Source organism: Streptomyces sp. NPDC001219, from assembly GCF_053597915.1.
In genome coordinates this window covers 1-11,861 of the sequence record NZ_JBSFJF010000004.1, presented here as the reverse complement: position 1 = coordinate 11,861, position 11,861 = coordinate 1, and the positions used below count along the sequence as shown (strand labels likewise).

12 protein-coding genes are annotated in these 11,861 nt (G+C 71.0%); 8 read left to right on the top strand and 4 right to left on the bottom strand.

Features of this window, described 5'->3' with window-relative positions; all coding sequences use genetic code 11:
• Window positions 1-4 precede the first annotated feature (4 nt).
• A complete protein-coding gene (locus tag ACWC9R_RS03535; RefSeq protein WP_450728642.1) occupies window positions 5-1,516 on the bottom strand; it encodes a 3-hydroxyacyl-CoA dehydrogenase in 1,512 nt (503 codons plus the stop codon).
• Between the two features lie 145 nt (window positions 1,517-1,661).
• Here ACWC9R_RS03535 and paaN point away from each other — a divergent pair, with 145 nt between their 5' ends.
• Window positions 1,662-3,344, top strand: a complete 1,683-nt coding sequence (gene paaN / locus ACWC9R_RS03530; RefSeq protein WP_450728640.1) for a phenylacetic acid degradation protein PaaN — start codon at window positions 1,662-1,664, stop codon at window positions 3,342-3,344.
• Between the two features lie 59 nt (window positions 3,345-3,403).
• On the opposite strand, the gene ACWC9R_RS03525 is transcribed toward paaN, so the two are convergent.
• The 3 genes from ACWC9R_RS03525 to ACWC9R_RS03515 are packed head-to-tail and all read right to left on the bottom strand — an operon-like array spanning window position 3,404 to window position 6,125.
• A complete protein-coding gene (locus ACWC9R_RS03525) occupies window positions 3,404-4,078 on the bottom strand; it encodes a TrmH family RNA methyltransferase (RefSeq protein WP_450728638.1) in 675 nt (224 codons plus the stop codon).
• A complete protein-coding gene (locus tag ACWC9R_RS03520; protein WP_450728636.1) occupies window positions 4,075-5,460 on the bottom strand; it encodes an HTTM domain-containing protein in 1,386 nt (461 codons plus the stop codon). The genes ACWC9R_RS03525 and ACWC9R_RS03520 overlap by 4 nt, the downstream gene beginning before the upstream one ends.
• The gene (locus ACWC9R_RS03515) at window positions 5,457-6,125 is read right to left on the bottom strand and encodes a DUF5819 family protein (protein WP_450728634.1); all 669 of its coding nucleotides are present in this window, start codon (window positions 6,123-6,125) and stop codon (window positions 5,457-5,459) included. Before ACWC9R_RS03515 ends, ACWC9R_RS03520 begins: the two co-directional genes overlap by 4 nt.
• A 169-nt stretch (window positions 6,126-6,294) precedes the next feature.
• On the opposite strand from ACWC9R_RS03515, the gene paaA reads away from it, so the two are divergent.
• From paaA to ACWC9R_RS03480, 7 genes are all read left to right on the top strand, one after another.
• A complete protein-coding gene (paaA, locus tag ACWC9R_RS03510) occupies window positions 6,295-7,245 on the top strand; it encodes a 1,2-phenylacetyl-CoA epoxidase subunit PaaA (RefSeq protein WP_450728632.1) in 951 nt (316 codons plus the stop codon).
• Window positions 7,242-7,568, top strand: coding sequence for a 1,2-phenylacetyl-CoA epoxidase subunit PaaB (gene paaB / locus ACWC9R_RS03505; protein WP_450728630.1), 327 nt, complete (start codon window positions 7,242-7,244; stop codon window positions 7,566-7,568). Before paaA ends, paaB begins: the two co-directional genes overlap by 4 nt.
• Entirely contained in the window at window positions 7,565-8,284 is a 720-nt protein-coding gene (gene paaC / locus ACWC9R_RS03500; protein WP_450728628.1) for a 1,2-phenylacetyl-CoA epoxidase subunit PaaC, read from the top strand. Before paaB ends, paaC begins: the two co-directional genes overlap by 4 nt.
• Complete coding sequence (paaD, locus tag ACWC9R_RS03495; RefSeq protein WP_450728626.1) at window positions 8,278-8,775, top strand: 1,2-phenylacetyl-CoA epoxidase subunit PaaD; 498 nt, start codon at window positions 8,278-8,280, stop codon at window positions 8,773-8,775. The genes paaC and paaD overlap by 7 nt, the downstream gene beginning before the upstream one ends.
• Window positions 8,775-9,818 (top strand): 1,2-phenylacetyl-CoA epoxidase subunit PaaE, encoded by a 1,044-nt coding sequence (paaE, locus tag ACWC9R_RS03490; RefSeq protein ID WP_362600497.1) that lies wholly within the window; start codon window positions 8,775-8,777, stop codon window positions 9,816-9,818. Before paaD ends, paaE begins: the two co-directional genes overlap by 1 nt.
• 444 nt (window positions 9,819-10,262) lie before the next feature.
• Window positions 10,263-11,396, top strand: a complete 1,134-nt coding sequence (locus ACWC9R_RS03485) for an acyl-CoA dehydrogenase family protein (RefSeq protein WP_450728624.1) — start codon at window positions 10,263-10,265, stop codon at window positions 11,394-11,396.
• A 343-nt stretch (window positions 11,397-11,739) separates the two neighbouring features.
• Window positions 11,740-11,861 (top strand): transposase (locus ACWC9R_RS03480; protein WP_450728872.1); only part of this gene is annotated, 122 nt, incomplete at its 3' end.

The window sequence follows — 11,861 nt, the reverse complement described above, 5'->3', positions numbered from 1 at the left end:
GCACCTATTCCTCGAGGTCTGCACGGCGCCGCAGCGCCCAGGACGGTACATAGCGTCCACCGGCGTTTTGGTGGTGCATCGAATCCAGCAGATCCCACACCCAAGGGGCGCCGAGCCGCTCGACCCACTCCATGGGGCCGCCGGGGTAGTTCACGCCCAGCCGCATGGCCGTGTCGATGTCCTCAGGGGTGGCGACCCCGCGGGCCGCGGCATCCACGGCGAAGTCGATGATCATCGCGACCGTCCGGGCGACGATCATTCCCGGGACGTCCTCGATCACGCTGACCTGCTTGCCCAGCGCCTGGAACAGCCCGACGGCCTCCGCGAGATCCTCCTCGGAGACCGCCGCCGAGGCCGCCAGGGCAATCCGGGTCGCGGCGCGGTAGTCCAGGGAGAGGTCGAAGCGGAGGGACCTCTCATGGCCGGGAGCCGTGGCCGGACAGCCGTTGGTCAGCGCCAGACGGGCCCCGCCGGGCAGACGGAGGAAGCCCTCCGACTCCCCCGGAGTGCGATCACGGGTCACCTTGATGCCCGCCTCCTCGATGAGTTCGCGCAGCACCTCGGCGGGCCCGGGAAGCGTCGCGTGCAGACCGACGGAATCGGGCGGCGGGCAGGGCTCCGCGGTCCGCGGCTCCGGGCGGCGGGCGCCCTCGGAGTAGTCGAACCAGCCGCGCCCCGCCTTGCGGCCGTGCAGCCCGGACTCGACCAGCCGGCGCTGCGCCAGGGAGGGGGTGAACTTCGGGTCCTGGAAGAAGGCCTGCCACACGGAGTGGGTGACCGCCTCGTTCACGTCCTGTCCGATGAGGTCGGTCAGCTCGAAGGGCCCCATCCTGAATCCGGCGCCGTCGCGCAGCACCGCGTCGATGGTGGCGGGGTCGGCGACCCGCTCCTCGTAGGCCCGCAGGGCCTCGGCGTAGAAGGGGCGGGCGATGCGGTTGACGATGAAGCCGGGGGTGTCGGCGCAGCGCACCGGCCGCTTCCCCCAGGCCGCGGCGGTGTCGTACGCCGTGGTGGCGGCCGCCTCGTCGGTGGCGAAGCCGCTGATCACCTCGACCAGGGGGAGCAGCGGAGCGGGGTTGAAGAAGTGCAGGCCCACGCAGCGGCCGGGGTGGCGCAGCCGGCCCGCGACCGCGGTCACGGACAGCGAGGAGGTGTTGGTGGCCAGCAGGCAGTCCGCCGCCACGACGTCCTCCAGGGCGGTGAACAGCTCCTGCTTGGCGGGAAGTTGCTCCAGGATCGCCTCGATGACCAGTGCGGCGTCGGACAGCTCGGCGAGGGCGGTGGCGGGGGAGAGGCGCGCGCGGGCGGCGTCCCGCTCGTCCGCCGGAATCCGGCCCTTTTCGACGAGCCGGTCCAGCCGTCCCACGATCGCCTCGGCGGCCTGCGCGGCGCGCCCGGGGGCGGTGTCATAGAGGCGGACGCGATGGCCGGCGACCAGCGCGACCTGCGCGATGCCCTGTCCCATGGTGCCGGTTCCCACCACTGCCACGGTGCTGCTGGGCTCGATTGCCGTCATGCCAGCTGATCCTCCCCGACCGACTTTTCCACAGGCTGGCCGGGCCCTCTTGCCCCGACCGATCGTTCGGTTACTCTAACTCCGTTGCCTGTCCGCTCCCAGCCCCTATCCACTCTCGCCCGGCTCGACGAGGAGTTGGTCATCGATGGCCGCCGAAATGCCCGCAGCGCAGTTGATCGAGAAGCACCGCCCGACCCTCGACCAGGCGCTGGAGGCGATCCGCACCCGCGCCTACTGGTCCCCGCACCCCGAGCACCCGAAGGCGTACGGCGAGACCGCCGCGCCCGACGGGCTGGCCGCCTTCGAGGCGCTGCGCGGCAAGCGGTTCGAGCTCGACCAGCCCGGCACGGACGACTGGTCGGGCGAGGAAGTCTCGCCGTACGGCCCGGAGTTGGGCATCAGCTACCCGCATCCGGATGTGGACGTGCTGCTGCCGGCCATGCGCGCCGCGCTCCCCGCCTGGCGGGACGCCGGCCCCGAGACGCGGGCGGCGGTGTGTCTGGAGATCCTGGCCCGGATCAGTGCGCGCACCCATGAGTTCGCCCAGGCCGTGATGCACACCAGCGGCCAGGCCTTCATGATGGCGTTCCAGGCGGGCGGGCCGCACGCCCAGGACCGCGGCCTGGAGGCGGTGGCGTACGCGTACGCCGAGCAGATCCGCACGCCGGAGCAGGCCCCGTGGTCCAAGCCGCAGGGCAAGCGTGACCCGCTGGAGCTGTCGAAGAGCTTCACGGCCGTGCCGCGCGGTGTCGCCCTGATGATCGGCTGCAACACCTTCCCGACGTGGAACGGCTACCCCGGCCTGTTCGCCTCGCTGGCGACCGGCAACCCGGTGCTGGTCAAGCCGCACCCGCGCGCCGTGCTGCCGCTGGCGCTGACCGTCAGGGTGGCCCGCGAGGTGCTCACCGAGGCCGGTTTCCCCGCCGACCTGGTGTGCCTGGCCGTGGACAAGCCGGGTGAGGGACTGGCCAAGACGCTGGCCGTCCGTCCCGAGGTCCGCATCATCGACTACACCGGCTCGACCGCCTTCGGCGACTGGCTGGAGGCCCACGCCCGGCAGGCGCAGGTCTACACGGAGAAGGCCGGCGTCAACACCGTCGTCATCGACTCCACCGACGACTACAAGGGCATGCTCAGCAACCTCGCCTTCTCGCTGTCGCTCTACAGCGGCCAGATGTGCACCACCCCGCAGAATCTGCTGATCCCGCGCGACGGCATCGGCACGGACGCCGGACCGAAGTCGTACGACGAGGTGGTCAGCGATCTCGCGGGCGCGGTGAGCGGCCTGCTGGGCGATGACGCCCGGGCCAACGCCCTGCTGGGCGCCATCGTCAATCCGCAGGTCAAGGAGCGGATCGAGGCCGCGGTCGGGCTCGGGGAGGTGGCGCTGGCCTCCCGTGAGGTGGCCAACCCCGAGTTCCCCGGGGCGACGGTCCGGACGCCGGTGATCGTCAAGCTGGACGCCGCCAAGCCGGACGACGAGGCGGCCTATCGCTCGGAGTGCTTCGGCCCGGTGTCCTTCGCGGTGGCCGTCGACTCCGCGGCCGACGCGGTGGCCCTGCTGCGGAGCACGGTCCGCGACCAGGGCGCCATGACGGTCGGCGCGTACACCACCTCGCCCGAGGTCGAGCAGCTGGTGTCGGAGGCCTGCCTGGACGAGTGCGCCCAGCTGTCGCTGAATCTGACCGGCGGGGTCTATGTGAACCAGACCGCGGCCTTCTCGGACTTCCATGGTTCGGGCGGCAACCCGGCGGCCAATGCGGTGCTGTGCGACAGCGCCTTCGTGGCGAACCGCTTCCGGACGGTGGAGGTGCGCCGCCCGGCGTGACCGGTGCGGTCAGGGGCCGGGAGCTGTTCCCGGCCCCGCCCGGCGACCGTCAGGGCCCGTCAGAGGGCGCCCGGCTCCTCGATCCGCGCGTGGCGCCCGATCCAGGCGTGCATCGCGATGGCGGCCGCGGCCCCCGCGTTGATGGAACGGGTCGACCCGAACTGCGCGATCGAGCAGACCACGGAGACGTGCCGGCGCGCCTCCTCGGTCAGCCCCGGCCCCTCCTGGCCGAACAGCAGCACACAGCGGCGCGGCAGCACGGTCGTCTCCAGCGGTACGGAGCCGGGGAGATTGTCGATCCCGATGATCGGCAGCTCCTCGGCCGCCGCCCAGGCGGTGAGGTCGGCGGTGTCCGGGTGGTGGCGGACGTGCTGGTAGCGGTCGGTCACCATCGCGCCGCGCCGGTTCCAGCGGCGCTGCCCGACGATATGGATCTCCTTGGCCAGGAACGCGTTCGCGGTCCGGACGACCGAGCCGATGTTGAAGTCGTGGCCCCAGTTCTCGACGGCCACATGGAAGTCATGGCGGCGGGTGTCGAGGTCGGCGACGATCGCCTCGCGCGTCCAGTAGCGGTACCGGTCGACGACATTGCGGCGGTCGCCGTGCGCGAGCAGCTCGGGGTCGAACCGCTCGTCCTGCGGCCAGGGCTCGGGGTGCGGTCCGACGCCGATCTGCGGCCCGTACCCCTCGTCGTACTGGAGGGGCTCGGCGGGGGCGGTTTTCTCGCTGCTCACCCCACGAGCGTATGGCCACCGCCGCCGTGGTCCGTACGGGCGTCCGGCTCACCGCCGCCGGACCCGCCGGTCGCACCGGCCGGCTCGCCGCGCGAGAACAGCCGTTCGCGCAGGCCGGAGACGCGCGCGGAGATCCAGGTCAGGAACTTCGTCGGCAGGAAGACCGCGTCCGCGGTGATCATCGCGAGCGAGAAGAACGGCAGCCCCAGCAGGAACGCGATCGAGAGGTGCTCGCAGATCATCACGACCAGCAGCACATTCTTCAGCCGGCGGTTGAAGAGCGTGAACGGGAAGGCGACCTGCACGATCACGGTGCCGTAGGTGATCAGCATGATCATCACGCCGTTGCTGCCCAGCAGCTCGGACAGCGCCGGCCAGGGGGAGAAGTAGTCCAGGTGCATCGGGAAGTAGACCGCGGTGCCGTCCTGCCAGCGGCTGCCCTGGATCTTGTACCAGCCGGCGGTGGCGTAGATCAGGCAGACCTCGACCATGATCACCAGCAGTGCGCCGTTGTGGGCGAGCTTGGCGAGGGTGTCCAGCACGATGCGCGGCTCGCCGGGTGCGTACCGCTGCACCGCCCACCACAGTCCGTGCGCCGCCCACAGCCCCCACAGCACCAGGCTCCAGCCGATGTGCGGGAACGGGCCGTTCTCGAACCAGCTGAGGCCGTAGTTGCCGCCCAGCTGGGCGGCGGCCAGAGCGAGGCCGAGCACGGACCACAGGACGATGCCGGGCAGATCACGGGAGCCGGTGGGTGCACCATCGGTCTCCGCCGCGGCCGCGGCCCGCTTCGCACGGCGCGCGTCCAGCGACCAGACCTGCCCGCACCGGGTCAGCACGAGATACATCGACATCAGGTGGATGACGTTGTCGCCGCCGTCCCCTATGAAGATGCTGCGGTTCTGCAGCGAGAGCACGCCGACCATGAAGAGCACCGACATGGTGCGGGTGCGCCAGCCGAGCATCAGCAGCGCGCTGGACACGATGGACAGCAGGTAGACGCACTCGAACCAGCCGCGGCCGTCGGACCAGGGCAGTATCGAGAAGGCGTGGTTGCCGCCGAGCAGGCGGCGCGCCATGTCCAGGCTCCAGGGGCTGTCGGGCCCGTAGAGCACCGCGCGGTGCGGCCATTCCCGCAGCAGGAACAGCAGCCAGGTCGCCGAGAAGCCGATCCGGACCACGGCGGTCTGGTACGGGGCCAGCGCCCGGCCCGTGGCGTACCGGAAGCCGCGGCCGATGGCCCGCTCGATACGGGTCTCTTCGTACGGGGCGGGCTCCTGGGGCGCCTGCGGCTGCTCGGGCACCTCGGCCGGCTCCGTGGAGTGCACGGTCTGCTGTGCGCCGGGGGTCTGCTGAGGCTGCTGGGGCGTCGGTGACGTCACTGGTTCGCCCCCTCGGGCAGGTCGGCTGCGGTGACCTGCCACCAGGGCAGCACGCGGTACACGGGCTTGTCGCTGATCTTCTCGGTGCTCCACGGCGGCGGGCGGACCGCCGTCGTCTGCGAGCGGACCTGAATCCGCTCGACCCGGGCGCCGTTCCCGGTCCACTCGGCGTCCATCCGGAGCATCACGAGCCGCCGGATGTAGCGCTCGGAGAGCTCACCGCGCGGGCCGGCCGGGCGGTTCTGCGCGTTGTGGGTGTTGAGGAAGAGCTCCCAGCCGCGGCGCAGTTGGTTCTGCTGGGTGTGGCTGGGCATCGGGTTGTGGCGGATGGCCTGGCCGTCGCGGGCGGTCAGATCGGTCCAGCCCGTGGTGCGCGAGGCGCCGCCCTCGGTACGCAGCTGTGCGCGGACCTGGACCGCGCTGTTCTGCTGGAGGGGGTTGGGTGCGAAAAGCTTCCAGTTCTGCTCGTACTCGGGATAGACATAGTCGCTGATCAGGGCGCCCTGCTGTTTGCTGAGCGTGTTCGACGGCGCGACATGCAAGAACATCATGGCGAGATGAATCGCGACGACGACCGCGATGGCGCAGGCCGCCACTCCGATGACGATCCGCGAGGGCAGCGAGAGCGCGGCCAGTGGCCGCGATTCGTCCCCGTATGACTGCATTCCCGCCCCGTTCCCAGAATCCAAGCGATGACTCCGCTCCGGAACCGTACCTACGCGGCACCGCCGGGCACACCTTCCCCCGCGTTATCCACAGGCTTGACACCCGAGGTCCGCCCACTCACCATTGAACCGAACGATCGGTCGGTCGGGAGCAGCGAGGGGGCACCACATGACGACGATCGCGCCGGAAGAGACGGCCCGAGAGGCCGCATTCGACGCCACCGTGGCCGCGGAAGAGCGCATTGAACCGCGGGACTGGATGCCGGACGCCTACCGCTCGACACTCGTGCGGCAGATAGCGCAGCACGCCCACTCCGAGATCATCGGCATGCAGCCGGAAGCCAACTGGATCACCCGGGCGCCGTCCCTGCGCCGCAAGGCGATCCTGATGGCGAAGGTGCAGGACGAGGCCGGCCACGGCCTGTATCTCTACAGCGCCGCCGAGACCCTGGGCACCGGCCGCGACGAACTGCTGGACAAGCTGCACTCCGGCCGCCAGAAGTACTCCTCGATCTTCAACTACCCGACCCTGACCTGGGCCGACGTCGGAGCCATCGGCTGGCTCGTGGACGGCGCGGCGATCACCAACCAGGTTCCGCTGTGCCGGTGCTCGTACGGCCCCTACGCCCGTGCCATGGTCCGCATCTGCAAGGAGGAGTCCTTCCACCAGCGCCAGGGCTACGAACTCCTGCTGGCCCTCAGCCGCGGCACCGAGGCCCAGCACGCCATGGCGCAGGACGCGGTGAACCGCTGGTGGTGGCCGTCCCTGATGATGTTCGGGCCGCCGGACGACGAGTCCTCGCACTCGGCGCAGTCCATGGCCTGGAAGATCAAGCGGCACTCCAACGACGAACTGCGCCAGCGCTTCGTGGACATCTGCGTCCCCCAGGCCGAGTCCCTCGGGCTGACCCTCCCCGACCCGGACCTGACCTGGAACGACGAGCGGGGCCACTGGGACTTCGGCCCGATCGACTGGGCCGAGTTCCGCGAGGTCCTCAAGGGCAACGGCCCCTGCAACGAACAACGGATCACCCGCCGGCGACAGGCCCATGAGGAAGGCGCCTGGGTGCGCGAGGCAGCCGCCGCCCACGCCGCCAAGCACGGGAAGGCCACCCGATGACGACACCGCTCCCCGCCGAAAACGCCGCCACCGCCGTGGCGCCCACCGACTGGCCTCTGTGGGAGGTCTTCGTCCGCAGCCGCCGCGGTCTCTCCCACACCCACGCCGGGAGCCTGCACGCCCCGGACGCCGAGATGGCGCTGCGCAACGCCCGCGACCTCTACACCCGCCGCTCGGAAGGCGTCTCCATCTGGGTGGTGCCCTCAGCACAGGTCACCGCTTCCTCCCCGGACGAGAAGGACGCCTTCTTCGAGCCGGCCGGCGACAAGCCCTACCGCCACCCGACCTTCTACGAGATCCCGGACGGGGTGCATCACCTTTGAGGAACCTCACCGCCACCCCGGCCCTGCCCCTCGGTGACGACGCCCTGGTCCTCTCCCACCGCCTGGGCGAGTGGGCCGGCCACGCCCCGGTCCTGGAAGAGGAGGTCGCCCTGGCCAACATCGCGCTGGACCTGCTCGGCCAGGCCCGTGTGCTGCTCTCCCTGGCCGGGGACGAGGACGAGCTGGCCTATCTGCGTGAGGAGCGGCAGTTCCGCAACCTCCAGCTCGTGGAGCAGCCCAACGGCGACTTCGCCCACACCATCGCCCGCCAGCTCTACTTCTCCACGTACCAGGAGCTGCTGTTCGACCATCTCGCCACCACCGGGAACGAGTTGGCGCCCCTGGCCGGAAAGGCGGTCAAGGAGGTCGCCTACCACCGCGACCACGCCCACCAGTGGACGCTGCGCCTGGGCGACGGCACGGACGAGAGTCACGCCCGGATGCAGCGTGCCCTGGACTCCCTGTGGCGCTTCACCGGCGAACTCTTCGAGCCGGTGGACGGACTGGAGACGGTGCCCTGGGCAGCCCTGCACGACGAGTGGACCACCCGCGTCACCGCCGGGCTGGAGCAAGCCACCCTCAGCGTCCCCGAAGGCCCCGCACACGGCGCCTGGCGGGCCGGGGCGGGCCGCCAGGGCCTGCACACCGAATCGTTCGGACGGCTGCTCGCCGAGATGCAGCACCTCCATCGCAGCCACCCGGGGGCGACATGGTGACCACCACCGCCCTCGAAGAGGAACTGCTGGCGCTGGCCGGCTCCGTTCCCGACCCCGAGCTGCCGGTGCTCACCCTCGCCGAGCTGGGTGTGCTGCGCGGTGTGCAGCTCACGGCCCCCGACCGGGTCGAGGTGCAACTCACCCCGACGTACACCGGCTGCCCCGCCATCGAGGCGATGTCGGCGGACATCGAGCGGGTGCTGCACGACCACGGCATACCCGAGGTCGAGGTCCGTACGGTCCTCAGCCCTCCATGGACGACGGACGCGATCACCGCCGAGGGCCGCCGCAAGCTCGCCGAGTTCGGGATCGCCCCGCCCCGCCCCACGGGGCCGGCCGGCGGACCGGTCGCCGTCGACCTCACCATCCGCTGCCCCAACTGCGGATCGACCGACACCACCCTGCTCAGCCGGTTCTCCTCCACGGCATGCAAGGCGCTGCGCCGTTGTGAGTCCTGCCGCGAACCCTTCGACCACTTCAAGGAGTTGTGATGTTCCACCCGCTCCAGGTCCGGGAGATCGAGCGGCTCACGGACGACGCGGTGGCCGTCACCTTCGAGGTCCCGCCCGAGCTGCGCACGGCCTTCCGGCACACCCCCGGGCAGCACATCGCGCTGCGCAGATCGGTCGACGGCCAGGAGATCCGCCGTACGTACTCCATCTGCACCCCGGCCACCGACCAGCCCGTACTCCGGGTGGGCATCCGGCTGGTCGAGGACGGTGCGTTCTCGACGTACGCCCTCAAGGAACTGGCGGTCGGCGACACAGTGGACGTGATGGCCCCGGCAGGCCGGTTCACCCTCGAACCACGCCCCGGCCACTTCGTCGGAATCGTCGGCGGCAGCGGCATCACCCCCGTGCTGTCCATCGCCGCCACCCTGCTCGCCCAGCAGCCGGACGCCCGCTTCTGCCTCATTCGCAGTGACCGGACGGCGGCGTCGACGATGTTCCTGGAGGAGGTGGCCGACCTCAAGGACCGCTATCCGCAGCGCTTCCAGCTCATCCACGCCCTCTCCCGCGAGGAACAACAGGCCGGCCTGCCCTCCGGCCGCCTGGACGAGGCCCGCCTCCGCTCCCTGCTGCCCTCGCTCCTGAAGATCGACTCCGTAGACGGCTGGTACCTCTGCGGCCCCTACGGCCTGGTCCAGGGCGCCGAACGCGCCCTCCGCGCCCTCGAGGTCCCCCGCACCCACATCCACGAAGAGATCTTCCACGTCGACAACGGCGCCCCGACCGCCCCCCGAGCCGCCACCCCCGCGCACAGCACCGTCACCGCCACCCTCGACAGCCGCTCCGGCAGCTGGCCCGTCCACGACAGCGAATCGCTGCTCGACGCGGTCCTGCGCAACCGCGCGGACGCCCCGTACGCCTGCAAGGGCGGCGTCTGCGGCACCTGCCGCGCCTTCCTGGTCTCGGGCGAGGTCCGCATGGACCGCAACTTCGCCCTGGAATCCGACGAGGTCGACGCGGGTTACGTCCTGGCCTGCCAGTCCCACCCGGTCACGGAGAAGGTCGAGCTGGACTTCGACCGATAGGACCGACAACACCGAGCCAAGCGGACCGGCCTCATGCGACGGGCGGGGCGCGGATGCCAGCGGCCTCCGCCCCTGCCGCCCCACCGGGCGGCGCCTCGGGCCCGGGGCGCTGTACGGGGCCACCCGTCAGCGGTGCCTGCCGTGAAAAGCGGGGAAGGGCTTCGCCTCCGCTCCGGCAAGCACACGGCACCGACGCGAACACCAGCAACGGGCAACCGACAACCGGTGCCGGCACGGGCACGGGCACGGGCACGGGCACGGGCACCAAAGGGCAGCTTCCGAAACAGGTGCCAGCCAAGCCCCGCAAGCATTCCCACCCGCTCACTGGCCGCTCCCGGCCCCCGACTCCCTCATCCTTCCGCCGCTTCCGCCATTCCCAATTCCTGCAACCTGTTCTATTTTGACGCTTCGTCAGATCGACGCGCCGCGTGGGAGGACAGAGCAGTGGACTTCACCTTCACCGAGGAGCAGCAGGCCGCCGTCGAAGCGGCGAGGGCCGTCTTCTCGGGGGTCGCTCCGGACAGTGTGCCCAGCCCGGCGCTCACCCCCGGCGCGGTCGCGGACGACTTCGACCGCGCGTTGTGGCGCAAGCTCGCCGACGCCGATCTGCTGAGCCTGACGATCGGGCCCGAGCACGGCGGCGCAGGCCTGGACCCGATCGCACTCTGCCTCGTACTCCGCGAGTCCGCCAAGGTACTGGCACGGGTACCGCTGCTGGAGTCCGGAGCCGCCGCGCTCACCCTCCAGCGTGGTGCGACCGACGAACTCCGTACGGAAGTGCTCCCCCGGATCGGCTCCGGGGAGCTCGTCGTCACCGTCGCCGCCCAGGGCCGCACCGGGCACGAACCGGCCGACCTCGCCGTGGAAGCCCATCAGGAAGGCACCGAATGGGTTCTCGACGGCGTTCAGACCAGTGTCCCCTGGGCCAGAACCGCGGACCGCATCCTGCTCCCCGCCCACACCCCCGACGGCCACGCCGTACTCGCCCTCGTCCCCCGCACCCACCCAGGACTCACGCTCGCCGACCAGATATCCACCAGCGGAGAGCGGCAGGCCGAGGTCCGGCTGGATTCCGTTCGTATCAGCGCCAGGGAAACGATCACCGACCCCACCGCGTGGGATGCGCTGCGCAACGTTCTGACCACCGGCACCTGCGCCCTCGCCCTGGGGCTCGGCGAGCGCGTACTGGCCATGACCAGCGACTACACCAGCAAGCGCGAACAGTTCGGGTTCCCGGTGGCCACCTTCCAGGCGGTCGCCTGCCAGTCCGCCGACCGCTTCATCGACCTGCGCGCCATGGAGGCCACGCTGTGGCAGGCCGCCTGGCGCATCACCACCGAAGCGGACGGCCCGCTACCGCTCGCCGGAGATGTCGCGGTGGCCAAGATCTGGGCCTCGGAGGGCGTACGCCGCGTCGTCCAGACCGCCCAGCATCTGCACGGCGGCTTCGGCGCCGACACCGACTATCCGCTGCACCGCTACCACGCCTGGGCCAAGCAGCTCGAACTGTCCCTCGGCCCCGCCGCCGCCCACGAGGAGTCCCTCGGCGAACTGCTTGCAGCACATCCGCTGGGCTGAGCCGGGACGGGTGCCGGGCGGTTATCGCTGGCTGGGGCGGCGCGGATCACCGGGCTTCGGGGCGCCGGTCACAGGCCGCCGCTCGTCCCGGTCATCGGCCGCCCGGGCCGGGTGCCGGGTGCTCCTTCAGCGTCCCGGACGATCATCTGGCGCGGCGGCCCCGGCCGACCGTACGGGAGACGGCGGCTGGTGACTGTTCGACGGCTGACGACCGTCCCCGAGCCGGCTGACGGCCGCCCGACGGACAACCCTCCGGCCAACCGACCGCCGGGCAGCGCGACTTCCCGGCTCCCCGGCGCTTCAGCCCCTCGGCGCTCCGGCTAGGCAGTTTCGTTTGGATCAGCTGGTCGTTGGTCTGGGTGTGCCGTTAACAGATGCGCAGTGGGCGCGGATCGAGCCGTTGCTTCCGGACCGGACGCCGAAGCGGGGCGGACGCTGGCGTGATCACCGGGAGGTGATCGACGC

Coding starts and splice junctions, on each gene's coding strand:
- paaB (WP_450728630.1), top strand. CDS start 7,242: ATGACGACACCGCTCCCCGCCGAAAACGCCGCCACCGCCGTGGCGCCC.
- paaE (WP_362600497.1), top strand. CDS start 8,775: ATGTTCCACCCGCTCCAGGTCCGGGAGATCGAGCGGCTCACGGACGAC.
- ACWC9R_RS03515 (WP_450728634.1), bottom strand. CDS start 6,125: ATGCAGTCATACGGGGACGAATCGCGGCCACTGGCCGCGCTCTCGCTG.
- paaD (WP_450728626.1), top strand. CDS start 8,278: ATGGTGACCACCACCGCCCTCGAAGAGGAACTGCTGGCGCTGGCCGGC.
- paaN (WP_450728640.1), top strand. CDS start 1,662: ATGGCCGCCGAAATGCCCGCAGCGCAGTTGATCGAGAAGCACCGCCCG.
- paaA (WP_450728632.1), top strand. CDS start 6,295: ATGACGACGATCGCGCCGGAAGAGACGGCCCGAGAGGCCGCATTCGAC.
- ACWC9R_RS03535 (WP_450728642.1), bottom strand. CDS start 1,516: ATGACGGCAATCGAGCCCAGCAGCACCGTGGCAGTGGTGGGAACCGGC.